22 protein-coding genes are annotated in these 25,552 nt (G+C 50.2%); all 22 read left to right on the top strand.

Annotation, left to right across the window (positions count from 1 at the left end; all coding sequences use genetic code 11):
• Positions 1 to 3: 3 nt before the first annotated feature.
• The 22 genes from priA to rpsI all read left to right on the top strand — a co-directional run bounded on the left by priA (position 4) and on the right by rpsI (position 25,492).
• The gene (gene priA, locus NTY76_02260; protein MCX5677910.1) at positions 4 to 2,004 is read left to right on the top strand and encodes a primosomal protein N'; all 2,001 of its coding nucleotides are present in this window, start codon (positions 4 to 6) and stop codon (positions 2,002 to 2,004) included.
• A gap of 12 nt (positions 2,005 to 2,016) precedes the next feature.
• Positions 2,017 to 2,955 (top strand): methionyl-tRNA formyltransferase, encoded by a 939-nt coding sequence (fmt, locus tag NTY76_02255; protein MCX5677909.1) that lies wholly within the window; start codon positions 2,017 to 2,019, stop codon positions 2,953 to 2,955.
• Positions 2,956 to 3,001: 46 nt separating this feature from the next.
• Entirely contained in the window at positions 3,002 to 4,306 is a 1,305-nt protein-coding gene (locus NTY76_02250; GenBank protein MCX5677908.1) for a CBS domain-containing protein, read from the top strand.
• A gap of 90 nt (positions 4,307 to 4,396) precedes the next feature.
• Positions 4,397 to 5,449: a type I glyceraldehyde-3-phosphate dehydrogenase gene (gene gap, locus NTY76_02245; GenBank protein ID MCX5677907.1), complete on the top strand. Its 1,053-nt coding sequence runs from the start codon at positions 4,397 to 4,399 to the stop codon at positions 5,447 to 5,449.
• 555 nt (positions 5,450 to 6,004) lie between these two features.
• Positions 6,005 to 6,895: a lysophospholipid acyltransferase family protein gene (locus NTY76_02240; GenBank protein ID MCX5677906.1), complete on the top strand. Its 891-nt coding sequence runs from the start codon at positions 6,005 to 6,007 to the stop codon at positions 6,893 to 6,895.
• On the top strand, positions 6,892 to 7,695 hold the full coding sequence (gene lptC / locus NTY76_02235) for an LPS export ABC transporter periplasmic protein LptC (protein ID MCX5677905.1): 804 nt from the start codon (positions 6,892 to 6,894) through the stop codon (positions 7,693 to 7,695). The genes NTY76_02240 and lptC overlap by 4 nt, the downstream gene beginning before the upstream one ends.
• Positions 7,695 to 8,417, top strand: coding sequence for an LPS export ABC transporter ATP-binding protein (gene lptB, locus NTY76_02230; protein MCX5677904.1), 723 nt, complete (start codon positions 7,695 to 7,697; stop codon positions 8,415 to 8,417). Before lptC ends, lptB begins: the two co-directional genes overlap by 1 nt.
• A 65-nt stretch (positions 8,418 to 8,482) precedes the next feature.
• Positions 8,483 to 9,757, top strand: a complete 1,275-nt coding sequence (tig, locus tag NTY76_02225) for a trigger factor (GenBank protein ID MCX5677903.1) — start codon at positions 8,483 to 8,485, stop codon at positions 9,755 to 9,757.
• Between the two features lie 33 nt (positions 9,758 to 9,790).
• On the top strand, positions 9,791 to 10,381 hold the full coding sequence (clpP, locus tag NTY76_02220) for an ATP-dependent Clp endopeptidase proteolytic subunit ClpP (GenBank protein ID MCX5677902.1): 591 nt from the start codon (positions 9,791 to 9,793) through the stop codon (positions 10,379 to 10,381).
• Between the two features lie 26 nt (positions 10,382 to 10,407).
• On the top strand, positions 10,408 to 11,541 hold the full coding sequence (locus NTY76_02215; GenBank protein ID MCX5677901.1) for an alanine--glyoxylate aminotransferase family protein: 1,134 nt from the start codon (positions 10,408 to 10,410) through the stop codon (positions 11,539 to 11,541).
• Between the two features lie 18 nt (positions 11,542 to 11,559).
• Complete coding sequence (gene serA, locus NTY76_02210) at positions 11,560 to 13,149, top strand: phosphoglycerate dehydrogenase (protein MCX5677900.1); 1,590 nt, start codon at positions 11,560 to 11,562, stop codon at positions 13,147 to 13,149.
• Positions 13,150 to 13,170: 21 nt separating this feature from the next.
• Positions 13,171 to 14,409 carry a homocitrate synthase gene (locus tag NTY76_02205; protein ID MCX5677899.1) on the top strand — a complete coding sequence of 413 codons (1,239 nt, stop codon included), beginning with the start codon at positions 13,171 to 13,173 and terminating at the stop codon, positions 14,407 to 14,409.
• 10 nt (positions 14,410 to 14,419) lie between these two features.
• Entirely contained in the window at positions 14,420 to 15,694 is a 1,275-nt protein-coding gene (locus NTY76_02200) for an adenylosuccinate synthase (GenBank protein ID MCX5677898.1), read from the top strand.
• 1 nt (position 15,695) lies between these two features.
• Entirely contained in the window at positions 15,696 to 17,807 is a 2,112-nt protein-coding gene (locus NTY76_02195; GenBank protein MCX5677897.1) for a sodium-translocating pyrophosphatase, read from the top strand.
• Complete coding sequence (locus NTY76_02190) at positions 17,808 to 18,515, top strand: isoprenyl transferase (GenBank protein ID MCX5677896.1); 708 nt, start codon at positions 17,808 to 17,810, stop codon at positions 18,513 to 18,515.
• Positions 18,508 to 19,332 (top strand): phosphatidate cytidylyltransferase, encoded by an 825-nt coding sequence (locus NTY76_02185; GenBank protein MCX5677895.1) that lies wholly within the window; start codon positions 18,508 to 18,510, stop codon positions 19,330 to 19,332. Before NTY76_02190 ends, NTY76_02185 begins: the two co-directional genes overlap by 8 nt.
• A complete protein-coding gene (dxr, locus tag NTY76_02180; protein ID MCX5677894.1) occupies positions 19,329 to 20,477 on the top strand; it encodes a 1-deoxy-D-xylulose-5-phosphate reductoisomerase in 1,149 nt (382 codons plus the stop codon). The genes NTY76_02185 and dxr overlap by 4 nt, the downstream gene beginning before the upstream one ends.
• Positions 20,465 to 21,550 carry an RIP metalloprotease RseP gene (rseP, locus tag NTY76_02175; protein ID MCX5677893.1) on the top strand — a complete coding sequence of 362 codons (1,086 nt, stop codon included), beginning with the start codon at positions 20,465 to 20,467 and terminating at the stop codon, positions 21,548 to 21,550. Before dxr ends, rseP begins: the two co-directional genes overlap by 13 nt.
• A 274-nt stretch (positions 21,551 to 21,824) precedes the next feature.
• Complete coding sequence (gene ispG / locus NTY76_02170) at positions 21,825 to 22,871, top strand: flavodoxin-dependent (E)-4-hydroxy-3-methylbut-2-enyl-diphosphate synthase (GenBank protein ID MCX5677892.1); 1,047 nt, start codon at positions 21,825 to 21,827, stop codon at positions 22,869 to 22,871.
• Positions 22,868 to 24,589, top strand: a complete 1,722-nt coding sequence (locus NTY76_02165; GenBank protein MCX5677891.1) for a proline--tRNA ligase — start codon at positions 22,868 to 22,870, stop codon at positions 24,587 to 24,589. The genes ispG and NTY76_02165 overlap by 4 nt, the downstream gene beginning before the upstream one ends.
• 60 nt (positions 24,590 to 24,649) lie before the next feature.
• Complete coding sequence (gene rplM, locus NTY76_02160; GenBank protein MCX5677890.1) at positions 24,650 to 25,096, top strand: 50S ribosomal protein L13; 447 nt, start codon at positions 24,650 to 24,652, stop codon at positions 25,094 to 25,096.
• The gene (rpsI, locus tag NTY76_02155) at positions 25,097 to 25,492 is read left to right on the top strand and encodes a 30S ribosomal protein S9 (protein ID MCX5677889.1); all 396 of its coding nucleotides are present in this window, start codon (positions 25,097 to 25,099) and stop codon (positions 25,490 to 25,492) included.
• Positions 25,493 to 25,552: the final 60 nt, after the last annotated feature.

Genomic DNA, 25,552 nt, shown 5'->3' with positions numbered 1-25,552 from the left:
CAAATGACAAAATTCGCTGAGGTTGCCGTATCGTTGCCGGTCGACAAGCTCTTCCAGTACAGGATACCGGAAGGGCTTTATAATGATGTGAGGATAGGCGCGAGGGTATTTATCCCGTTCGGCCCCAGGACCATTGTAGGATATGTAGTGGGCTTAAATGACGTTGCCGAAGTGAAGGATGTGAAGGAAATAAAAGGAGTTATTGATAAAGAGCCCATCCTGACGGACGAACTGTTGAAGCTTACGAAATGGATAGGCGAAAATTACTTCTGTTCATGGGGAGAGGCGATAGGCGCGGTTATACCCGGCGGCATAAGGAAGGGCAAAGAGAGTATCGGGTCGAGGATCAAGGTCCCGGAAATGAGAGCGGAAGATTTTGTGATAACGGAGCCCCATGTCCTGATGGAGGAGCAGGGAAGAGCACTGAAAGAGATAGAGGAGTCTATCGATAAAAATGAGCCCCGGACATTCCTCCTTCACGGCATAACTGCCAGCGGCAAGACGGAGGTTTATTTGCAGGCCATAGAAATAGTCTTGCAGAAAGGCAAGCAGGCTATCATGCTCGTGCCGGAGATAGCGTTGACGCCGCAGACGATAGAGCGTTTTGTCTCCAGGTTCGGCCATCGTGTAGCGGTCATCCATTCTCACCTCACTCCAGCGAAAAGATTTCTGGAATGGAAGAAGATAAAAGACGACAAGGCTGATATAGTCGTCGGGGCGCGCTCGGCCATATTCAGCCCCATGTCGCGGCTCGGTCTCATAATAATAGATGAAGAGCATGAGACGACGTATAAACAGGATGACGTTCCGCGTTACCACGCGCGCGATGTGGCCGAGGAGAGATCCAGACTGAATAAATGCCCGCTCATATTGGGAAGCGCGACGCCTTCGCTCGAATCATATTATAAGGCAAAACACGGCGACTATAAGCTTATACGCCTTACCAGACGTATCGAGGACAGGCTCCTGCCCAAGATGAAGATCGTCGATATGAGGATGGAACTTGCTACGAGGAAGAGGATAACCGTATTCTCGAAGGTGCTGCTGGATGCCATAGATAAAGCCCTCAAGGCGGGTAATCAGGTTATAATATTCCTGAACAGGCGCGGCTTCTCGACGTTCATTAACTGCAAGAAGTGCGGGTTCGTCATGAAATGCAGACGGTGCGATGCGGTCATGGTCTATCATTTTGAGGAGAAGAAGCTCGTATGCCACTATTGCAACTATCATCAACCCCCGCCCGACATATGCCCGAAATGCAAATCCGGTTACATAAGATATTTCGGCCTCGGCACTGAGAAAGTGGAGTCGGAGATGAGCCATGCTTTCGCTAATATCAAAATAGCCAGAATGGATTCGGATACTACCGCAAAAAAAGGATCTCATGATAGGATATTGAGCAGGTTTAAGTCGGGCGAAGTGAAGATGCTGGTCGGGACGCAGATGATCGCGAAGGGCCTCGATTTTCCTCAGGTGACGCTCGTCGGGGTCGTCTCGGCGGATGTCACGTTGAATATCCCCGACTTTCGCTCGAGCGAGAGGACATTTAATTTACTTACCCAGGTGGGAGGAAGGGCGGGCCGCGGTGAGGACGGCGGAGAGGTCATAGTTCAGACCTACACGCCGGACCATTACGCGATACTTGCGGCGGCCAAGCACGATTATGACAAGTTCTACGAGGAGGAGATAGTGTCGCGCAAAGAGCTCCTATTCCCCCCGTTCATCAATTTAGTCAAGGTGGTGGTGAGGGCAAGAAATGAAGAATTCACGCATCAGACGGCGGACGAGCTGGCGGAAGCTATAAGGGCGGAAGATAAGGACGCGATGTTCTCTGGGCCTGCTCCGGCGCCGATGGCCAGGATGCGCGGATACTTCAGGTATAATATATTAATGAAGGGTAAGGACAAGACCGCTATATGCGCCCTGCTGAGGAAAGTCCTCGGCAGTTTCCGTAAACCGCACGGCGTCCTGATAGCGGTCGACGTAGACCCTATTTCTATGTGAGGGGGAGTAGAGATGAATATTGTTTTCTTTGGCACTGCGGAGTTTGCCATTCCGGCGTTTAAGGCGCTTATTGCCTCGAAGCATAAGGTGCTGGCGCTCGTAACGCAGCCGGACAGAAAGCGCGGGCGCAATCTGAAGATCCAGCCTCCGCTGACTAAGATTGTGGCCGAGACACACGGCATTCCCGTTTATCAGCCGGAGGACGCATCCAGCCGCGAAGCTATTGAATATCTGAAGAAGCTGGGCGCGGACCTATTCGTGGTTATCGCGTTTGGCCAGATACTGAAGCCCGAAGCACTATCCGTCCCAAGACTCTCGGCGATAAATCTGCATGGCTCGCTTCTCCCCAAGTACCGCGGAGCCGCGCCGACCAACTGGGCGATAATTAACGGCGATAAGACGAGCGGCGTTACTATTATCAGGATGAACGAGCGGATGGATGAAGGCGACATAATATTGAGACGCGAAGTTATGATAAATGAAGAAGATACTAATATCACGCTTAATGAAACACTTTCGGCCCTTGGCGCTAAGGCGCTTATCGAAGCGATGGAATTGATAGAATCCGGAAGAGTGGTTTTTAAACCTCAGGACAAAACCCTGGCTACTCTGGCCCCTAAATTGAAGAAGGAAGACGGCATTATCGACTGGGGCCAGCCCGCGAGAATTATACATAACAGAGTCAGAGGCCTATTGCCGTGGCCGAGCGCATATACGAGCGCTTCAGGTAAAACGTTGAAGATATTGAATACCGAACTTACCGATTATCCGGCCAGGGACGGGGTTAAGCCGGGAGAGGTCCTTGATACAATAAGAGGCAAGGGCATCGTGATGAATACCGGCTCCGGAACTATAGCGATAAAATATCTTCAGCTCGAGGGTGGGAAGGTTCTCGACGCCGATTCGTTCCTCCGCGGCCACAGGTTACACGCCGGCGATATCTTCATATAGAGTATGTTCTTGCATAAAAACGGCGCTGTGATATAATTCATCAATTATGCCGAAGAAGATAGCGCTGGCCGAACTGATCCAGCAGGATTTCCGCAATCTGAAGACCTCGGAGAGGCTCTGCACGATCCCCAGAATAGAAGACCTTGTCTTCATGCAGTCCATAGAGGGCCGCGCCCATAACGGCGCCGGCGCATTCAATAAACGTTTCTACGTAAATACCACCATAGACGATATCGTAAGCGCCCTCGGCAGGAGCCCGAAAGTCATAAAGACGAAGCGCCAGGAACTTATCGATGAGATATTCGAGTACGCCGACAGCGCTATAGAGGACGACCCGAGGGACAGGCTCGTCACAAAAAACGGCAGACCGCTTCTTGGAATTCCGCAGTTCAAAGACAGGACCGTAAATTACCACGATATACTTAAAGGCCTGTATCTGGGCGGCCTCAGAGATAACCCCGATATAAGGAAGAAGACCCAGGAGCTGTACGGCATCAATATCGGTTACGGCAAATGTTACCTAGTCAATGTTAAAATAATGGAAGAGATGGGCCTTGACGGTGAAGTGCTTGCCCACCAGGAGCATGAGGATCGGCTGAACTATTATAAATCATCCGGGCTGATAGTGGACCCGGACAATAAGAAGCGCAGTCTTCCAAAGCATATCAAGTACATGTATATTCGCCATCACGTCGGACCGGGGCAGTCGGACGACGCGGCTATGGTTGCCGCCGGGCTTCTTTATAATGTCGATGTCGCGCTCGGTGTATTCCTCGCGGATGCCGTAGATACATTCGAAAAATACGTTTCCAACTACAGGGACCAGGATAGGGAGATCGCTTTCCATATTAAGGATAATTACAGTTTTCTGGATCTGGACGAGAAAGATGTGTATGAGCTCGCGTATCTAGCGGCGATACCGGAAGAGAGAGTGGACGCGATACCGGACAGTTCGCTCAGATACCTTCTGGCCATCGACCAGGAGACGGGCCAATCGAGCCTAGAGACACATCTGAATTTTATCGAAGGAAAGCCGTTCATGCCGATGGCGATCAGCTATAAGAGGATAATGGTCACGGTCCTGTACGACTTCGTTAGAGAAAAATTGAGTAGTATAAATAAGGAGGTCCTCTTTAAGATCCCCGAGGCGTTGCTGCACGAGCTCGACTCATCCGTCACAAAGGTCATGCAGAGGCGCTTCATAACGGTCGGACCCCACACTTCGCTCAAGTCCGCGCTAAGCAAGGTCGAGGCAAGGAAGGGTGAGATCATAATAGTGAAAGATGAATTCGGCAATATCCTCGGAGTGATCAATCCCGCCGATTTTCTCATATTCCTGAGAGGGAAGTAAGCCCTCAGATAAAAAATGCTGGAAAAATAATCTGTTTTATTGTATAGTAGCGCTACAATAAACAAAACAAATCTCAAAGGAGGTAGGACGATGGCTGTAAAGATAGGTATCAACGGATTTGGACGTATAGGAAGGATGGTCGCCAGGGCCATTCTTGAGAAAGGTTCAAAGAATACAGAGCTCGTCGCCGTCAATGACATCACCGACGCGAAGATGCTGGCGCATCTCTTGAAATATGATTCTGTGCACGGCCGTTTTCCAGGAGGTAACGTAAAGGCCGAAGGGGATTCTATTATTGTGAACGGTAAGGCGATAAAGGTTCTGGCGAAGAAGGATCCCGTAGAGCTTCCGTGGAAAGACCTCGGCGTTGAAATAGTTGTAGAGTCGACCGGTTTATTCACAATTAAAAACGACGGCGTGAATAAAAAGGGTAAAGAGGTCAGAGGCGCGGTCAACCATATCACAAAAGGCGGAGCCAAGAAAGTTATTATCTCAGCTCCGGCCGAAGGCGAAGATCTCACGGTAGTGATGGGCGTGAATGAGGATAAGTACGATCCGAAGAACCATTCGGTCATCTCGAACGCGTCCTGCACGACTAACTGTCTTGGGCCTGTCGCAAAAGTATTGAACGATACGTGGGGCATCGAGAAAGGTCTGATGACCACGATCCATGCATATACCAACGACCAGAGGGTCCAGGACCTTCCGCATTCCGACCCGCGCAGGGCCAGAGCCGCTGCGGTCTCGATGATCCCGACTTCTACAGGCGCAGCGAAGGCAATATCGCTGGTTATCCCTGAGCTAAAAGGTAGGCTAGATGGTTTCGCGATAAGGGTTCCGACCCCGAACGTATCGATCGTGGACCTGACCTGCATGCTTAAGAAAGAAGCGACGGCGGAAGATATCAATAAGGCCATGAAGGCCGCTTCCGAAGGCAAGATGAAAGGTATCCTGGACTACACATCAGATGACGTCGTATCGATCGACTTCAACCATTACCCGGCTTCATCCACTTTGGATTCGAAGCTGACCAAGGTGATCGGCGGAAATTTCGCGAAGGTCATTGCATGGTACGACAACGAGTGGGGATATTCCTGCCGCGTCGTAGATTTGATAGAGTATATGATAAAGAAGGGTCTGTAAACAGAGGTACGGTGTAAAAAAGACGGCGCCCCTCAGCTTATTAGCTAGGGGCGCCTGTTTTATTGGTGAGATTTTTCGGTCCTTCCTGACCCGTCCCTTGCGGGGTGGGTGCATCGCGGGGACGCGAAATTTCCCCTGCGAGGAAATTTCGCTCGGAAAGGTCGCTCGCTCTTTTTGGCATGCAAGCATACCAGGACCAAAAATCCGTGCCCGCTCGCGACTTTCGACGCCCCGCTCAACACCCACCCCGCAAGGGCCTGCTGAGCGAGCCGAAAAATCTTCCGGGGAGCGAAGGCGAAAATATTATATGGATATGTCAGATGGCGGAACTTTCGGGCGATGCTGGAGCGACTTTATAAAATTTCGATACATATAGGCGGTACAGGCTTCATCATCGAAATTTTATCAACAGCGAGCGAGGAAGCCTATTCCGAGCGAGCGGCAAGCGGAAGCATTGACCGAAAGTAAACGCCGGACTGAAATGTTTATAAGATATTTTCGCCGTAGCGAAGAGATTGACAAACCCGCCCTACTATTATATAGTGATTAGCGTATATGAAATTCAAGTTCAGGAGGTATTATCTCTACTATTGGGGCAGATGCCTCGTATTCATATTCTATTTAATGCCGATCAGGGCCGCTGCCGCAATAGCGGCCTGGCTGGGCAGGATCGGTTTCGCGCTGGCAGGGAAATACAGGAATCTGACAATAGCTAATCTGAGGTTTGCCTTTCCTGAAAAGGACGAAGCCGAAATAAAGCGTCTCGCTATTAAAGTCTTTGAGAATCTGGGTAAGACCGGAGCAGAGCTTGTCAATTTCCCTAAGATCAATAAGTCTAATATAGACAACCTTGTCCACATAGAGAATATAGGCATATTGGAGGATGAGCTTAAAAGGGGCAAGGGCGTTATCATGCTCACCGCCCATTTCGGCAACTGGGAGCTGCTCGCTGCTACGATGAAGGTTAAAGAGTACCCTGGCTCGGTAGTAGGCAGACGCCTCTATTTTCATAAATACGACCGGTATCTTAATTACCTGCGCAAGTTGACCGATGTCAATGTCATCTATCGCGATCAGTCGCCGAGAGGGATACTGAAAATTCTGAAGGCAGGCGGGATAATAGGTATGCTTGCCGACCAGGATGTCGATTCGGTAGAGGGCGTATTCGTCGATTTCTTCGGCAAGCCGGCTTATACGCCTGTGGGGCCTGCCGCGCTGGCGATGGCCAGCGGAGCCGCCATTGTACCGGCGTTCATAATAAGAAGAGAAGACGGCAATCATACTTTGATGATAGATAAGCCGATCGAGATAACGGATACCGGTGATAAGGAAGCGGATATTTTAACCAATACGAGAAGATGGTCGGACGTTGTGGAGTCCTATATCAGAAAGTATCCGGATCAATGGGTCTGGATGCACAGAAGATGGAAGACGAGGCCAAAATGAATAATATGAGAAATCTCACAGTAGCGCTGCTGGTCGTATTTTTGTTTACAGGAGGCTGCGGCAATAAGGAAGAGCCGAAGGCGAAAGAGGCTAAGGCCCCGGAGGCTGCGGATAAGACTCAGGGCGACGCGGTGAACCATAAGGTCCTTTCATTTAACCTGGAAGGGCTGACGGAGCGCGGCGTTAAGAAGTGGGATGTGAAAGGGGAGTCAGCCGAGGCCATATCCGAGAACAGGGTCAAACTGGATAACATAATCGCATCGGCGTACGGCGAGGAATCGGAGGCCGTCATCACGGCCGATAAGGGCGTCTACGACAGGAACAAGAACAATGTAATGCTTGAGAAGAATGTGCATGCGACCATCCTGGCGACTAAAGGGTTTACGGGGGACTTTGTGGAAGGCGCCGGGCAAGCTAAGGATAAGAAGCCCGATGCCGCCAAAGGCGAAAAACCTAAAAAATCGAAGACCGTGATAACTTGCGACGGCGAGGTACAGTTTGATTACGAGAAGAACCAGGCGTTCTTCCTTAAGAATGTCAAGGTTGTGAGCGAAGACGGAACTATCGACGCGGACAAGATAACGGTTAATCTCGATCCCGCTACAAGAAGGCTTACGGAGATAATTGCGGATGGAAATGTGAAGATAGTAAGAGGTGATAACACGACATTCAGCCAAAGAGCAAGCTATTCTGAGACCGATAAAAAAGTGACGCTTTCCGGCAAACCTAAGCTTATACTATCGCCGGAGGGCGGAATGGGCGGTTTTGATGCGAGCTTTAAACAAGAGGCGAAGAAGTAATGCATCTATTAGAAGCCACAGGCCTGGTCAAGGAATACGGCGCCAAGCGCGTCGTGAATTCCGTTGATATCAACGTGAAGCGCGGCGAGATCGTGGGCCTTCTGGGCCCCAATGGCGCGGGCAAGACGACTACCTTCTACATGATAACGGGCATAATACCCCCCGATAGCGGCAAGATAATATTCGACCATAAGGACATAACCAGGATGTCATTGCATGATCGCGCCCGCCGGGGCATCGGATATCTCGCCCAGGAGCCGTCCATATTCAGAAAACTGACCGTCCAGGAAAATATCATGGCTATCCTCGAGACTCTCGGTTTTTCTCCCAGAGAGAGGAAGCGGCGCGCCGATGAACTATTGAACGAGCTTAAGATAACGCATCTCAGTAAACATAAAGCATATACGCTTTCGGGCGGAGAGAAGCGCAGGGTGGAGATAACGCGGGCTCTTGTCACCAATCCGATGTTCATATTGCTCGACGAGCCTTTCAGCGGCATAGACCCTATAGCCGTGGCGGAGTGCCAGGAGATCATTAAGGAGTTGAAGAGTAAAGGGCTGGGGATACTCGTTACGGACCATAATGTGAGAGAGACGCTGTCGATAACCGATCGCGCCTATCTGATGGCCGAGGGCCATATTTTAATATCGGGCACGAAGGATGAGCTTATATCGGATCCGAAGGCCAGAGAAATTTATCTCGGCGAAAAATTTACAATGTGATTCTTTTGTGATATAATCTTTTTTTTATTGTCCATTGTTATTGTAGTAAGCGAAAGGAATTGAGAGTGAAATCCAAGGCGAAGCAGATCGATGAATGCTTAACATTGCTTGAGATAGAGGCCTCCAGGGAGACCATAGAAAAGGCATTCGATGAGGTTTATAACGAGATAACCAAGGTAGCTAACATCCCCGGTTTCAGGGTAGGCAAGGCTCCGAAGGACATGGTTAAGCTGAGCTACGCGAAAGCCGCCAAGGAAGAGGTGCTGAAACGCCTGGTCCCCGAAGGATATAAAAGAGCTCTGCTGGAGCATGGTATCACTCCGATTGGCACACCGGAGATCAGTGATCTGGTTTTCGAGGAAGACAAGCCGCTCGCTTTCAAGGCGAGAATCGAGACGCGGCCGAAGTTTAAATTGAAGGCATATAAAGGGTTAAACCTGGAAAGAAAGAAGGCGGCAGTCACCGAAGAGGATATCAATAATACATTGAAGAGCCTTCAGGAGATGAATGCCAAATATATAGCGGCCGACGATAGGCCCATACAGATGGGCGATTACGTGGTGAGCGACCTGGACTGTTTTGTGGACGGAAAGGCTGTCCATAAAAAAAGGGAAAATCTCTGGCTGACCGTTGAAAAGGACTCATATATACCCGGCCTCTCCGAGAAGCTGGTCGGGCTGAAGAAGGGTCAGGAAGCGGATATAGACGCCAAGCTTCCCGAAAAGTATCCGGATGCCAAGCTTGCGGGGAAGGAAGCCAGGTATCATGTGCTCGCAAAAGAGATAAAAGAGAGAAAGCTTCCCGATCTCGATGATGAGTTCGCGAAAGATCTGGGCAAGGCCTCACTGGAAGAGCTTAAGAAAGATATCGGGCTGGAACTTGAGGCGAGAGCGAAAGCCGCCTCCGAGGTAAATGTAGAGAACCAGCTCCTGGGTAAGATCGTGGATGATAACGTCTTCAGCGTTCCGCCGAGTTTCGTTGCCAGGCAGCTGGAACATATGGTAGAGGACGCCAAGAGGAAACTGCAGGAGAGGGGTTTTGGGAAGGAAGAGCTGGGTAAGAAGGACAAGGAATTTAAGGATAAATTTAAAGATGACGCTGAGCGCCAGATAAGGCTGCTCTTCATCCTGGACGAGATAGCCGGTAAAGAGAAGATAGAGGTTACCGACGAGGATGTCAGCGGCGCCTATAAGTCGATAGCCTCCCAGAGCGGCAAGGCCGAAGGCTTCGTCAGGGATTATTACGAAAAAGAAGGCCTGGTCGATAATCTGAAGGATAAGATACGGGAAGGCAAGACAGTAAAGTTCCTTTTGGATAATTCCAATATAACGGAAAAATAGCAGTATAGATAAACCACGGAGGTCATTATGAGTATGCTAGTTCCAATGGTAATAGAGACTACCGGCAGAGCCGAGAGGGCGTATGATATATACTCGAGGCTGTTAAAGGACAGGATAATCTTCATAGGTACCCCGATAGATGATATGGTGGCCAACCTTATAATAGCGCAGCTATTATTCTTGCAGATGGAATCTCCGGAAAAAGATATCAATGTATATATAAACACTCCCGGGGGGTCAGTGACGAGCGGCCTTGCGATATATGACACAATGCAGTTCGTGAAATCGGATGTCAACACCTATTGCGTGGGCCAGGCCTCAAGTATGGGGGCGGTGCTCCTGGCGGCGGGAAGGCCGGGGAAGCGTTACGCGCTTCCGCACGCGCGCATAATGATACATCAGCCTTGGGGCGGAGTTCAGGGCGTTGCGGCCGATATCAGCATACAGGCGACCGAGATCTTGAAGCTGCGCGCGAAGCTTGAAGAGATAATAGCGAAACATACGAAGCAGCCTTTGGAAAAGATACAGAAGGATACGGACAGGGATTTCTTCATGTCTGCCGAGGAGGCTAAGGCATACGGCATAGTGGACGAAGTTATTACGAACGTGATTCAGAACAAATAATATTCCATCGGAAAGGAAGACATGCAATGGCTAAAAAATATTTAATGACGCCCGGCCCGACGCCGGTTCCCGAAGAGATAAGAAACGAGATGGCGAAACCCATCATTCATCATAGAACTAAAGAATATCAGGCGATATTTAAGGATGCTACGGACGGGCTGAAGAAGATATTCAAGACGTCCAACGATATATATACTTTTACCTCGAGCGGCACAGGCGCGATGGAAGCGTCCATAGTGAACGTCCTGTCTCCCGGCGATAAGATCATAGTGGTTCGCGGCGGTAAATTCGGAGAGCGCTTCGGAGATATCGCTAAGGCGTGCGGCGTTGAGGTCATTCCGTTGGATGTGCCGTGGGGTACCGGCCCCCGTCCGGAGGACATTAAAGACCTTCTCAGCGCCAACCCCGGCGTGAAAGGCGTTTACACCACTCTCTGCGAGACGTCGACCGCGACCGTTTTTGATATTAAAGCCATAGGCGAGATCGTAAAAAAGACAGATGCTTTATATGTGGTCGATGTGATAAGCGGCCTCGGGGCTGACAAATTCGAGAATGACGCCTGGGGAGTGGATATCGCTGTCTGCGGTTCCCAGAAGGGGCTGATGATACCCCCGGGACTCGCGTTCTGCTCGGTGAGCCAGAAGGCATTGAAGGCCGTGGAAAGCTCCAAGCTGCCGAAGTTCTATTTCAGTTTCAAAAAGTACAAGAAAGCGATGGCGGATACCGACACGCCGTTCACTTCCGCGATAACTCTGGTTATAGGTTTGCGTAAGGCGCTCGAGATTATTAATAGTAAAGGCGTCGATAATGTGATAGCCGAGCATACCGCCCAGGCCAACGCGTTCAGGGACGCTGCGAAGGCGATGGGCCTTAGCTTATTCTCGAAATCTCCGTCTAACGCAGTTACGGCGGTGAATACTCCCGCCGGCATGAATGCGGATGAGCTTATAAAACTTCTTAAGACGGAATACGGCGTGACATTTGCTGGCGGCCAGGAACAGCTTAAAGGCAAATTATTCAGGGTCGCGCATATGGGAGGCATAGATAAGGAGCATACTATAGAGTCGATAAAGGCTCTTGAATCGGCTCTTCACAAGATGGGCTATAATTTTAAGGCCGGCAGCGGTATTGAAGCGGCCGCCGGAATACTGGGGAAATAGAGATACGGGAGACCAAAGATGCCATACAAAGTCCTGATAAGCGATTCGCTCTCGAAGGAGGCCGTAGAGATCCTTCAGAAGGAGAAGGAGTTGACGGTCGATGTCAATACGAAGCTTACGCCCGCTCAGCTTAAAGATATCATAAAGAATTATGATGCGCTGGCGGTGCGCAGCGGCACAAAAGTTACGAAGGAGATCATAGAGGCCGCTGATAAGCTGAAGATAATAGGAAGGGCTGGCGTGGGGCTGGACAATGTCGATGTCGAAGCCGCGTCAAAGAAGGGCATCATAGTGGTGAATACTCCCGCGGGGAATACGATATCTACGGCCGAGCACGCGTTCACTATGATGCTCGCGTTATCGAGGAACATTCCGCAGGCCGATCTTTCGATGAAGAACGGCGAATGGGAACGCAAAAAATTCACGGGCCATGAGGTTTATGGCAAGACCCTCGGCATAGTGGGGTTGGGCCGCATAGGCACCGAGGTGGCTAAACGCGCCTTAAGTTTCGGCATGAAGGTCCTCGCATATGATCCGTATCTCTCGATGGAACGAGCCAAGGTGCTGGGCATAGAGCCGGCGGACCTTGATGCCCTATTCAAAAATTCCGATTATATCACCGTGCATACACCGCTTACGGATCAGACTAATCATCTTATATCGGATAAGCAGTTTGAGCTTATGAAGAAGGGCGTGCGCGTTATAAATTGCGCCAGAGGCGGTATTATAGATGAAGCCGCGCTTGTCAAGGCGATAGAGGCCGGTAAAGTCGCCGGGGCCGCGCTCGATGTGTATGAAAATGAGCCTCCGCAGAAGGATAATAAACTTTTGAAACTCCCTCAGGTCGTATTGACGCCGCATCTCGGAGCATCTACGGAAGAGGCGCAGACCAACGTCGCTATAGAGGTGGCCAATACGGTTCGCGACTATCTTATGAGCGGCTGTATCCGTAATGCGGTCAATGTACCATGCGTAGAACCGGAGATGTGTAAGGTCATAGATCCTTATCTTAAATTGGCCGAGAAGATGGGCGCTATGCAGGCCCAGCTCGTCGATGGGCACATGAAGAAAGTCAAGATAAAGTACGTCGGGGATATCCTGAAGTATGATCTTTCGCCATTTACGTTGTCGATCATGAAGGGAATGCTTACGCCGATACTTCAGGAGACGGTTAACTTCGTAAACTCGATGGTTATAGCCAAAGAGCGCGGTATAAATATTGTGGAGACCAGGGCCGCGGAAGTGCAGGACTTTGCCAGCCTCATTATAATCGAGGTTGAAACCGATAAGATGAAGAGCTCTATTATCGGCACGCTCTTTACCAAGGTTCATCCGCGCATAGTCAAGATCGACGAATCGTATGTCGACGCAGTCCCGGAAGGATATATGCTTGTGACAAGCAATAAAGACGTCCCGGGCATTATAGGGCAGATAGGTTCGATACTCGGCAAGAATGGTGTTAATATTGCCGGAATGTCGTTCGGCCGTGAGGCGAAGGGCGGTAAGGCCGTCAGCATTCTGAATATCGATAGTGATGTGCCGAAGAGTGTTCTGGATGAGATAAGAAGCGCGCCGAACATCTATGGCGTAAAATTGATCAAAGTATAGCGAACCGAAAGAGAGCGAATTATGGCAAAGAATAAAAAAATATATATAGTCGATGTAACTAACAGGGACGGAGTGCAGACTTCAAGGCTCGGCCTGGCGAAGCTCCAAAAGACTATGATCAATATGTATCTGAACGATATGGGTGTTTGCCAGTCCGAATTCGGGTTCCCCGTGACGCGCCATGAAACCAATTATCTTAACGCTAATCTGGAGCTTGCCGAAATGGGTGTGCTGAAACCCATCGTATTAAGCGGTTGGATCAGGGCCATTAAGCAGGATGTCGAGAAGGCCTGTAAGATGACCAAGGTCGAGAACATGAACCTCTCGATCTCCACGTCCGAACAGATGATAGGCGGAAAGTTCCAGGGAAAGTATACCAAAGAAGATGTCATCAAAGAGATGGTCGAGGCTGTGCATATGGCCCGCAAGCACGGCATAAAGATTTTAGGCGTTAACGCCGAAGACGCATCTAGGACGCATATCGATTATCTGATAAAGTTCTCGCGTGCGGCAAAGAAGGCGGGCGCCGACAGGATAAGATATTGCGATACGCTCGGCCATGATGATCCGTTTACGATATATAACAGGATAAAGATAATCGCGGAAGAAGTGAGGCTGCCGATAGAGCTGCACTGCCATAATGATCTCGGCATGGTCGTGGCCGTTTCGCTCGCCGGCGCCAAGGGCGCGATAGACGGCGGGGTCGACGCGTATATCAACACTACGGTAAACGGCATGGGCGAGAGAGCCGGTAATGCCGATCTCGTCAGCACCATACTTGCGGTAAAATATTCAAGCGGTTTTGCCGGGCGCTACTCACTCGATGAACGCGTGAAGCTTAATCACGCCTGGAAGATATCTAAATATGCCTCCTACGCGTTCGGAGTTCCGATACCGATCAACCAGCCGGGCGTAGGCGCTAACGCGTTCGCGCATGAGTCGGGAATACACGCTGACGGAGCGTTAAAGGACAGGCGCAACTATGAGCTCTATGACTTCGAAGAACTCGGCAGGGGCGAGCCGGAGATCATAGAGACGGGCAGGCAGATAACGGCGGGAGAGTATAGCGGTATAAAAGGTTTCAGGAACGTTTATGATAAGCTTGAAATAAAGTTTAAAGATGACAAGGACGCTACAAAGATCCTGGAGCTTGTCAGGTACGCTAATGTGCACACCCAGAAGCCTCTTACGCAGGATGAACTGTTATTTATCGCGAAATATCCGGAGATAGCGCGTCAGATATTTACGATGACGCCGTAGAAGGAATATTATGCCAAGTTCAGTTATCGTAGGGGCGCAATGGGGAGACGAGGGCAAGGGTAAGGTAATAGATATATTTTCCGCGAAGGCCGACTACATAGTCAGGTATCAGGGCGGCAATAACGCGGGCCACACAGTAGTTATAGGCGAAGATTCCTTTATACTGCATCTGATACCATCAGGCATACTCCACAAAAACAAAATCTGCGTTATCGGTAACGGAGTCGTAATAGATCCCAGGGCGCTCCTGGAAGAGATAGAGATGCTCAAAGGGCGCGCGATAAAAGTCGACGGACGGCTCTTCATAAGCGAAGAAGCGCATGTAATATTGCCATATCATAAACTTCTGGATGAGCTTAAAGAACAAAAGAAGAGGAAGATCGGCACGACCAAGAAAGGTATAGGCCCATGCTATGCGGATAAGGTCGCGCGCAGCGGCATAAGGATAATCGATCTCCTGGAAGAGGACACGCTTAAAGAGAAGTTACGGAATAACCTGGAGGAGAAGAATCTTATACTGGAGAAGATATACGGATCAGAAGGATTTGAGCTCAACTCCCTCTATAAAGAGTATTTGGATTACGGTAAAAAGATAAAGAAATATGTCTGCAATACAAAGCGATTACTTAATGATGCTATAGCTGATAAAAAGCGCGTGCTCTTCGAGGGCGCCCAGGGCACGCTTCTGGACGTCGATTACGGCACATATCCCTTCGTGACATCTTCTAATTCCTCCGCGGGCGGCGCGTCGATAGGTACCGGTGTGGGCCCCAATAAGATAGATAAGGTCATAGGTGTGGTCAAAGCTTACACGACCAGGGTCGGTGAGGGGCCTTTCCCGACAGAGTTCGACGCCGCGCTTATGGAGAAGATCAGGCAGAAGGGCAAAGAGTTCGGCGCTACCACGGGCCGCCCCAGGCGCTGCGGATGGTTCGACAGTGTGGTGGTAAGGCACGCGGTAATGGTAAACGGCCTGGATGAATTGGTAGTCACCAAGCTTGATGTGCTGGATGACCTGGATACCATAATGATATGCACAGGCTATAAATTCGGCGATAAGATATATAACGATTTTCCTTCCAGTATCAAAGTCCTCAACGATTGCCGGCCTATTTACGAAAAATTACCGGGCTGGCGCAAGCCCACTACCAGGATCACCTCTTATTCGAAATTACCGGATAACGCGAAGAAATACCTGAAGAGGATGCAGTATTTATTAAAGACAAAGATAGTGCTCATATCGGTAGGCTCCGAAAGAAGCCAGACATTCTCGAAAGGAGATTGAGGTGCATTTAGATCTTTTAGTTCTTGCCCCTATCGGATCTATCCTGGCCCTTGCCTTTGCGGGGTATCTCGCGATGAAGATATTGAAGACGAGCGAGGGGACCGGCGATATGATAGCTATAGCGGATGCTGTCAGGGAAGGAGCCTACGCATACTTAAAAAGGCAATATTCAGGAGTCGCGATATTCTTCGGCGTCATGTTCCTCGTGCTTATTGCGCTTGCGTTAAGCGGCAAGCTTCCTATATTCGTCCCGTTCGCGTTTTTAACCGGCGGATTCTTCTCGGGCCTGTCGGGTTTTATCGGAATGTCTATCTCGACCAGGTCGAGCGCCAGGACCGCCAATGCCGCAAAAACGAGCCTGAATACCGCGCTTGGCATCGCTTTCTCATCGGGCGCGGTCATGGGACTGGTCGTGGTCGGCCTGGGGCTTCTGGACCTGTCTATATGGTATTATCTCCTGGACTGGTGGTATTCGTCCCATGTGACACCGCATGGTATGGATAAACTTGGCGCGATAACGTCGACTATGCTCTGTTTCGGAATGGGCGCCAGCTCCCAGGCTTTATTCGCCAGGGTGGGCGGAGGAATATTCACCAAAGCCGCCGACGTAGGCGCGGACCTGGTAGGAAAAGTGGAAGCGGGCATTCCGGAAGACGACCCGAGAAATCCCGCGGTTATAGCCGATAACGTCGGCGATAACGTCGGTGATGTTGCCGGAATGGGTGCGGACCTCTACGAGTCATACGTCGGGTCGATAGTCGCTACCTCTGCATTAGGCGTTGCGGCGTTCGGAAGATTGGGCTTAAGTCTGCAGTCTGTAACCATACCTATGGTGATGGCCGCCGTAGGAGTGATGGCGTCGATCGCCGGGACTTTCTTTGTGAAGACAGAGGAGAAGGCCGATCAGGGAGCTTTGTTGACGGCGCTGAGGCGCGGCGTATTCTCCAGTTCCATCATAGTAGCGATCATTTCATTTTTTGTAGTTAAATATAATCTCGGAATGCAGTATATAGGCGTCTATTGGGCGGTCCTGTCGGGCCTTGTGGCAGGAGTCCTGATAGGCCTTTCAACGGAATATTTTACGTCCAGTAAGTACAAACCCACGCGGGCGGTGGCCGCTTCATCTGTTACAGGCCCGGCGACGGTCATAATAAGCGGAATGTCGGTAGGGATGCTGTCTACCGTAGTGCCTGTGATAGTGGTAGCGATCGCGATCATGGCGAGTTACTACATGTCGGGCGGAGCAGCTAACGCGAATTTAGGCCTATACGGCGTCGCCATCTCGGCGGTAGGAATGTTATCGACCCTTGGCATCACTCTTGCTACAGATGCTTATGGACCGGTGGCCGATAACGCGGGCGGAAACGCGGAGATGACGCATCAGCCGAAAGAGATAAGGCAGAGGACGGACGCCCTCGACTCTCTCGGCAATACGACGGCTGCCACCGGTAAAGGCTTTGCGATAGGCTCGGCGGCGCTCACGGCCCTGGCGCTTATCGCGGCATATCGCGATCAGATAGAGATAATGGGCGGGAAGATCGACCTCTCGATGATGAATCCTAAGACGCTGGTGGGCCTATTAGTAGGCGGCATGCTTCCGTTTGTATTCTGCTCTCTTACGATGAGCGCGGTCGGAAGGGCGGCAGGCGCCATCGTGGTCGAGGTGAGGAGACAGTTTAAAGAGATTGTGGGTATTATGGAAGGCAAGGCAAAGCCCGATTACGCGAGATGCGTTAATATCGTTACCGCGGCCGCGCAAAAGGAGATGATCCTGCCGTCCATGTTGGCAATAGCCTCGCCCATAGCGGTTGGAATCCTTGCAGGCGTTGACAGCGTCACCGGAATGCTGGTCGGCGCTACAGTCTCGGGTTTCGTTCTTGCCATAATGATGGCGAACTCAGGCGGATCGTGGGATAACGCGAAGAAATACATAGAAGAGGGTAATTTTGGCGGTAAGGGCTCGGCGGCGCATAAAGCGGGAGTTGTCGGCGATACGGTCGGGGACCCATTCAAGGATACGTCAGGCCCCAGTCTCAATATATTGATAAAACTCATGTCGATGGTCTCCATCGTATTTGCTTCGTTTATCATGAGCTTCACCCTCATCAAATAGATGAACACCTCAAAGAATATACCTCAGCACATTGCGGTAATAATGGACGGCAACGGCCGGTGGGCGGCTCGTAGAGGACTCTCCAGGATAGAGGGGCACCGCGCGGGCATCAAAGCGGCCAGGGAGACTATGCAGGCCGCCAGCGATCTCGGCGTGAAAGTACTGACCCTTTACACTTTTTCCACCGAAAACTGGAAGAGGCCGAAGACAGAGGTCTCCGCGCTCTTTAAGCTCCTGGAACATTACCTGGCGAGCGAAGGCGATAAATTACTTAAGAATAATATCAGATTCCAGGTCATAGGCAGGCTGCGCGAGCTTCCGGATTCTTTGAGAATTAAATTAGAAGCCGAGATAGAGAAGACTAAAAATAATACCGGCCTTATCCTCAATCTCGCGCTTAATTACGGCGGAAGGCCGGAGATAATAGACGCTGTCCGCGATATTGTGAAAGACGTTCGCGAAGGGAAGATAGACCCCGGGGGTCTAGATGAGAAGCTCTTCGCGGATTATCTTTATACGAGGAGACTGCCGGATCCGGATCTGTTGATAAGGACCTCGGGAGAGTTCAGGGTGTCGAATTTTCTTTTATGGCAGATAGCCTACTCGGAGATCTGCGTGGTTGAAAAATTGTGGCCGGATTTTAAAAAAGAAGATTTTGAAAAGTGCGTGCATGACTATCAGGCGAGAGAGAGGAGGTTTGGTGGATAATCGTTCGCTTACAAAAAGAATCATCACCAGCATCCTTGTGACCACTCCTGTCGTCTTGGTGGTATTCTTCTCTCCGAACTGGATATTCACGCTTCTGGCGTCGGCGATGATAGGTGTGAGCTTAAAGGAGTTCTTCGTTCTTGCCGAAAAAAAGAATATAATAGTTTACAAATATTTCGGGATAAGCATAGGAATGCTTATCCCGATCATAATATATTTTCAGAAAGGATATGAAGGGTACTTTACGCTTGAGCCGTTCTTTATAGTCATAGCGTGCCTCTTCATCTTTGTCCTGCAATTCATAAGACGCGACAGCTCTCAGTCGCTTGCCAGTATAGCCGTCACACTATTCGGCCTGTTATACATAGCGTGGTTCTTCTCTTTCTTCGTAAAACTGAAATTCATGCCCCAGGGCGCACTCCTGGTATCTTTCGTGGTGCTTGTGACCAAGATGGGGGATGTCGGAGCGTATCTTGTCGGAAACTTCGCAGGTAAACATAACCTGATACCCAGGATAAGCCCGCATAAGACGGTGGAGGGCACTATGGGCGGCCTTCTATTCAGCGTCTTGACCGCGGTTTTCGGTAAACTCTATCTGCCGAGTTTTCCTATGGGACATCTCGTGGTTCTCGGATTGCTTTTAGGTATACTGGCGCAGGTCGGGGATCTCGCTGAATCGCTTCTGAAGAGAGATTGCGGTGTTAAGGATTCCGGCGCGATCCTATCGGGGTTCGGCGGCATACTCGATCTTATCGATAGCCTTCTCTTCACCGCGCCGATATTCTATTTCTATGTGGAAGTAATGATGAAACGATGAAGAAGATAGCGATATTAGGCTCCACGGGTTCCATCGGTGTTAATACATTAGATGTTATATCCCGCCTTAACGGCAGGTTTAAGGTAACGGCGCTTAGCGCAGATTCCAGCATAGAGCTCCTGGCCAAACAGGCGCGTGTATTCCGGCCGAAAATAGTTTCCGTGGGAAGCGAGGCGCTGGCGCGCAAAGCAAATAGGCTTTTACCTCCGTCCACCGCTATTGTCTATGGGCTCCCGGGTTTACGGGAAATAGCTGCGAGGCGCGATGTCGATATTATCGTCTTTGCCATAAGCGGCACGGCATGCCTCGTCCCGCTCCTCGACGCGATAGAGAATCAAAAAGAGATCGCTCTCGCCAATAAAGAAGCTCTGGTTAGCGCCGGGGGGCTTGTTATGTCCCTGGCCGCGAAGAAGGGCGTAAGAATAATACCGATCGATAGCGAGCATAGCGCGATATTCCAATGCATCGACGGCAAGAGCGATTACGTTTCCAGGATATACCTTACAGGTTCAGGCGGGCCATTGCTGGACGTCAAAAGGGATAAGTTCGATTCTCTTCCTCTTAATTACATTCTGAAGCACCCCAGGTGGAGGATGGGGAAGAAGATAACAGTGGACTCCGCTACGATGATGAACAAAGGGCTCGAGATAATCGAGGCCAAGCACTTGTTCAATATAAGCGAAAAATTGATTGAGGTGCTTATACATCCTGAGGCGATAGTGCATTCTATGGTGGAGTTCACCGATGCGGCTGTGATAGCGCAACTCGGGGTGCCGGATATGAGGCTTCCGATAGAATACGCCCTCACTTTCCCTGAACGTTCGAAGGCGATAGTGGATAGGATAGATTTTTTCAAATGCCGCGCGCTCACATTCCGCAGGCCCGATATAAAGAAGTTTCCCTGTCTGGCGCTTGCGAGGGCTTCTGCCGCCTCAGGCGCGCTGGCTCCGGCCGTGCTGTGCGCATCAGACGAGGAAGCCGTGAAGAATTACTTAGAGGGAAAGATAGGATTCTCGGATATTCCAAAAATAATTGAAAAGGTCCTGGCGAGGCATAGAAATGTCAGAAACGTCATTTCAGTAAAAGACGTTTTGGATGCTGACTCGTGGGCGAGAGAGGAGACCGGAAGATTATGCTATCGTTAGTATCTTTTTTAATCGTCTTAAGCATATTGGTGCTTGTGCATGAGGCGGGCCATTTCATAACGGCAAAGTGTCTCGGAGTGCGGGTGCAGAAATTTTCTTTCGGATTCGGCTCTAAGCTATTTTCCGTAAAGAGAGGCGATACCGAATATATGATATCGGCTATACCTCTCGGCGGTTATGTCAAGATGGCCGGCGACGAGCCGTGGGAGAAGCTCGCCGGCGAGAAGTGGGAGTTCCTGTCGCGAAGTATAGGAGACCGGTTTAAGATAATATTCGCGGGTCCGCTATTAAACTATTTCCTGGCGTTCTTAATATTCTCGGTGATATTCATGTTCGGGAGCCCCACGATGACTACAGAGGTCGGCGGGCTCATGAAGGATTATCCGGCCTCCAAGCAGGGCCTGGCCGTCGGAGACGTAGTTAAGGCGGTCGACGGAAAAGCAGTGAAATACTGGGAGGATATGACCGAGGCTATACATAAACATGACGAAAGCGCTATTAAGCTTACGATAGTCAGGGGAGGCAAGACGTTCGACAAGGAGATAACGCCTATCGTGCGTAAGGCCAAGGATATCTTCGGCGCTGAAGTCAGCATTGCGCTGATCGGCGTGACGCCGTCACAGACGATCGAGAGCGTAAAGTACGGCTTCACCCGGTCGCTCTATATGGGCGGGAGAAAACTGCTGCAGCTGACCGCCGTTACATATAAGGCCCTCTGGTCGATCCTGACAGGAAGGCTTTCCGTAAAAGAATCGCTCACAGGGCCTATAGGGATATTCGTCGTGACCGGACAGGCCGCGAAGATGGGGCTCATCTACATACTGCATCTGATGGGCGTATTGAGCGCGTCGCTTGCCATATTCAATATTCTGCCGCTTCCTATACTGGATGGCGGCCATATACTGTTTCTCGGGATCGAAAAACTCCGCGGCAAGCCGTTATCGCTTAAGGCGCAGGAGGCTATAGCCAATGTCGGCGTAACCCTCCTAATCATGCTGACGATATTCATATTCTATAACGATATTATGAAGTTTGGAGTCTTCGATAAGGTAGCGAAAATTTTTCACCGCTAACACACCCTTGCGTAGGGGTGCCTCGCGGGGACGCGAAATTTCCCCTGCGAGGAAATTTCGCTCGGAAAGATCGCTCGCTCTTTTTGGCATGATAGGAATACCCGGGCCAAAAATCCATGCCCGCTCGCGACTTTCGACGCCCCGCTCAACACCCCTACGCAAGGGTGTGCTGAGTAATCCAAAAATATTCTGGCGAGGGGTGAGTAGAGAGTGAGATTGGGACAGCGACCTGTAAGGCCTAGACAGGATAATAAAAATTCATGGATAATGTATCATGATAAAGCGCAGACGAACGAGACAGGTTAAGGTCGGCGGGGTGAGGATAGGCGAGGATGCGCCTATCTCGATCCAGTCGATGACGACGCCCAGGACAGCGAATGTGAAGGCAACGGTTGCCCAGATCAAGCGGTTAGAGGCCGCCGGCTGCGAAATTGTGAGAGTCGCTATCAAGGATTCTGACGATGCGTTTGCCGTGAAGGCGATAAAGGATAAGGCAAAGATACCTGTTGTCTGCGATATCCATTTCGATTACACCTTAGCGCTCGCCTGCATAAAGGCCGGCGCAGATAAGATTCGGCTCAATCCCGGCAACATCAGAAAGAGAGAAGAGATAGCGGCGGTAGTTAGAGCCGCCTCGAGAGCGCGGATCCCCATAAGGGTAGGCGTGAATTCAGGCTCTGCCGGCGCCGGATCGCCCGATGCGCTCGTCAGTGCGGCGAAGAGGTATATTAAAATCCTTGAAGAACTGGATTTTCATGATATAATCGTATCTCTTAAAGCTTCCGATGTTATCTCGACGGTGGAATCTTACAGAAAGATATCGGGGGCTTGCGACTATCCTCTGCATCTTGGTGTTACTGCGGCGGGTCCGCATGAAGCCGGAATAATTAAATCATCGATCGGGATAGGGGCACTTCTATTGGACGGTATAGGCGATACTATCAGGGTATCTTTAACGGCCGATCCCGTAGAAGAGGTTAGCGCGGCGAAGAGAATTTTAAGCGCTTTAAATTTGAGAAACTTCGGGCCTGAGATAATATCATGTCCGACATGCGGCCGATGTCAGGTCAATCTGTTGAAAATAGTGGCGGATGTCGAACGCAAGCTATCAGCTATCAGCTATCAGCTATCAGCCAGGCGTCCGATCAAGATTGCGGTAATGGGCTGTGAAGTGAACGGCCCCGGTGAAGCCGGGGAAGCGGATATAGGCATAGCGGCAGGCAAGGGTTCGGGCGTATTATTTATTAACGGCAGGATAGTCAGGCGCGTCAAAGAGAGTGATTTTGCGGCGGAACTATTGAAGGAATTGAAGAAAATATGAGATGGTCTAAAAGCTTGATCCCGACACTTAAGGAAGATCCGCAGGATGCGGAGGTGGTAAGCCATAAACTTATGGTACGCGGCGGGTTCATACGAAAACTGGTATCGGGAGTCTATTCATATCTGCCGCTCGGATTTCGCGTGCTTGAGAAAGTAAAAAAGATCATCAGGGAAGAGATGGACGCTAAAGGCAGTCAGGAAGTGCTCCTGCCGGCGATACATCCGCCTGAGATATGGAAGAGGACCGGCCGTTATGATCTTCTCGGGGATGTGCTTATAAAATTTAAGGACAGGCACGGCAAAGAATGCCTTCTCGGGCCCACCCATGAGGAGATAGTGACGGATCTCGTGGCAAACAATGTAAGGAGCTACAAGGAACTTCCTCTTATACTATACCAGATCCAGACAAAGTTCAGGGATGAACCCAGGCCCCGTTTCGGCGTGATGAGGACCTCGGAATTTATAATGAAGGATGCCTATTCTTTCGATTGCGATGTACCGGGCTTGGAAGAGAGCTATAAGAAGATGTACGAAGCGTACTGCAGGATATTCGAGAGATGCGCGCTTCCTTATATACCTGTCGAGGCCGATCCCGGGATGATGGGCGGGAGCATGTCACATGAATTTATGGTGCCGTCCGAAGCCGGAGAGGACAGGATAGTAGTTTGTTCGAAGTGCAAATATTCCGCTAGCACCGAAGTCGCCGCATGTAAATCCAAGACAAAGGGGGGAGCGGCAAAAGAAAAGACACTGCCGATCGCCCAGGTCGACACACCCGGCATAACCACGATCGAGAAAGTGTCTGAACTGCTCAGAGTGGGCGCGGAAAAACTGGTGAAGACGCTCATCTATAAAGCGGACGGCAACACTATAGCGGTACTATTGTGCGGCAGCCATGAAGCGAATGAGACGAAGATTAAGAATTATCTAAAGGCCGCTACGCTTGGGCTTGCGGATGTAAAAACCATAGAGGATGTGACGCATGCCCCGGTCGGTTTTTCCGGACCGGTGGGCTTGAGGAACGTAAGAATAATTGCCGATAATACCGTTCAGGGGATGGCGAATTTTATTACCGGCGCGAATAAAAAAGATACCCATCTCATCAATGTCAATACCGGCCGCGATTTCGAGACCAAAGAATTCGCGGATCTCAGGATGATAACAAAGGACGATGGATGCCCCGCCTGCGGTAAGCCTATAGAAATAAAACAGGCGATAGAGGTCGGCCATACGTTCAAGCTCGGTACAAAATATTCGGATGTGTTAGGCGCAAAGGTACTCGATAAAGACGGTAAAGAGTTGCCGGCGATCATGGGCTGCTATGGGATAGGAGTTACGAGAATACTGGCCAGCGTGATAGAGACGAATAATGATAAGGACGGGATCATATGGCCTTTATCGATAGCTCCGTATCAGGCAATTATTATAGCCCTTAATATGGATGATAAGAAGGTGAAAGAAGTCGCTGAAGACGTTTATGATAGGTTATCCGGCTCAGGTGTAGAGACCCTTTTTGATGACAGGAATGAAACGGCGGGCGTTAAATTCAAAGATGCGGACCTTATCGGTATACCTATAAAAATAGTGGTAGGCGCGAAGAACGCGAAGAAGGGGATCGTAGAGGTGAAGGACCGGAAATCAGGCGTTATTACAGAAGTCGCTGTTAAAGATATAGAAGCTCACCTGAAAACGCTCCTTAAGGCATCCATCCCGGTTTAAAGATAAGCGTAAAATATTTATTTGACAAATATAGGGGTATGTGATAACATTCAAAGTCTTATGAAAACATTTATAGCGAAAGATAAGGATATACAGAAGATCTGGTATATAGTGGATGCCAAGGATAAAATCCTGGGCCGCCTGGCTACCAGGGTCGCAAGTATATTAATAGGTAAGGACAAGGTCATATACTCGCCTCACCAGAACGTCGGGGACGAAGTGATCGTGATAAACGCTAGCAAGATAAAAGTCACCGGTAAAAAACTTGCCCAGAAAGAGTATAAGAGGTATTCGGAATATCCGGGAGGCCTCAATACCGAGAACCTTGAGACCGTCTTAAAGAAAGACCCGGAGCGCGTTATCAGGCATGCGGTCCATGGAATGCTGCCTAAGAACAAACTCGGTGCGAAGATGCTAAAGAAACTCAGGGTCTATGCCGATGATAAACATCCGCATGCTTCTCAGAACCCCAAAGAGCTGATCATAAAGGAAAAAGGACAGAAATAAATGGCGGAGAAAGTTCAATACATAGCTACTGGAAGACGTAAAAATTCAATCGCTCGCGTGAGAATTATGGACGGAGCCGGCAAGATAACCGTCAATAAGAGGCCGTTCGAGAATTATTTCCCCAGGGAGGTCAACCGCCTGGTGATAATGCAGCCTCTGGAGCTTGCCAATCTTGTGTCGAAGCTGGATATATACGCGAACTGCAACGGCGGCGGATTGAGCGGCCAGGCAGGCGCGGTGAAACTTGGAATAGCCAGAGCCCTCGTGAAGATGGACTTAAATCTTAAGGCAGCCATAAAGAAAGCAGGGTTCTTGACACGCGATCCGAGAGCCAGGGAGCGCAAGAAATACGGCAGGAAGAGGGCGAGGAGGAGATTCCAGTTCACCAAGAGATAATCCCGAAACCTTAACAAGGTTTCCCGAAGGCAATTTCGAGACCCACCGGGTCAACTCCGA

This window comes from Candidatus Omnitrophota bacterium (assembly GCA_026387175.1).
Lineage (GTDB): Bacteria > Omnitrophota > Gorgyraeia > 2-01-FULL-45-10 > 2-01-FULL-45-10 > CAIMPC01.
Note: the sequence above shows the minus strand (reverse complement) of the source record. Positions and strands in the feature narration are given on the sequence as shown.

Coding starts and splice junctions, on each gene's coding strand:
- priA (MCX5677910.1), top strand. CDS start 4: ATGACAAAATTCGCTGAGGTTGCCGTATCGTTGCCGGTCGACAAGCTC.
- fmt (MCX5677909.1), top strand. CDS start 2,017: ATGAATATTGTTTTCTTTGGCACTGCGGAGTTTGCCATTCCGGCGTTT.
- NTY76_02250 (MCX5677908.1), top strand. CDS start 3,002: ATGCCGAAGAAGATAGCGCTGGCCGAACTGATCCAGCAGGATTTCCGC.
- gap (MCX5677907.1), top strand. CDS start 4,397: ATGGCTGTAAAGATAGGTATCAACGGATTTGGACGTATAGGAAGGATG.
- NTY76_02240 (MCX5677906.1), top strand. CDS start 6,005: ATGAAATTCAAGTTCAGGAGGTATTATCTCTACTATTGGGGCAGATGC.
- lptC (MCX5677905.1), top strand. CDS start 6,892: ATGAATAATATGAGAAATCTCACAGTAGCGCTGCTGGTCGTATTTTTG.
- lptB (MCX5677904.1), top strand. CDS start 7,695: ATGCATCTATTAGAAGCCACAGGCCTGGTCAAGGAATACGGCGCCAAG.
- clpP (MCX5677902.1), top strand. CDS start 9,791: ATGCTAGTTCCAATGGTAATAGAGACTACCGGCAGAGCCGAGAGGGCG.
- NTY76_02215 (MCX5677901.1), top strand. CDS start 10,408: ATGGCTAAAAAATATTTAATGACGCCCGGCCCGACGCCGGTTCCCGAA.
- serA (MCX5677900.1), top strand. CDS start 11,560: ATGCCATACAAAGTCCTGATAAGCGATTCGCTCTCGAAGGAGGCCGTA.
- NTY76_02205 (MCX5677899.1), top strand. CDS start 13,171: ATGGCAAAGAATAAAAAAATATATATAGTCGATGTAACTAACAGGGAC.
- NTY76_02200 (MCX5677898.1), top strand. CDS start 14,420: ATGCCAAGTTCAGTTATCGTAGGGGCGCAATGGGGAGACGAGGGCAAG.
- NTY76_02190 (MCX5677896.1), top strand. CDS start 17,808: ATGAACACCTCAAAGAATATACCTCAGCACATTGCGGTAATAATGGAC.
- dxr (MCX5677894.1), top strand. CDS start 19,329: ATGAAGAAGATAGCGATATTAGGCTCCACGGGTTCCATCGGTGTTAAT.
- rseP (MCX5677893.1), top strand. CDS start 20,465: ATGCTATCGTTAGTATCTTTTTTAATCGTCTTAAGCATATTGGTGCTT.
- ispG (MCX5677892.1), top strand. CDS start 21,825: ATGATAAAGCGCAGACGAACGAGACAGGTTAAGGTCGGCGGGGTGAGG.
- NTY76_02165 (MCX5677891.1), top strand. CDS start 22,868: ATGAGATGGTCTAAAAGCTTGATCCCGACACTTAAGGAAGATCCGCAG.
- rplM (MCX5677890.1), top strand. CDS start 24,650: ATGAAAACATTTATAGCGAAAGATAAGGATATACAGAAGATCTGGTAT.
- rpsI (MCX5677889.1), top strand. CDS start 25,097: ATGGCGGAGAAAGTTCAATACATAGCTACTGGAAGACGTAAAAATTCA.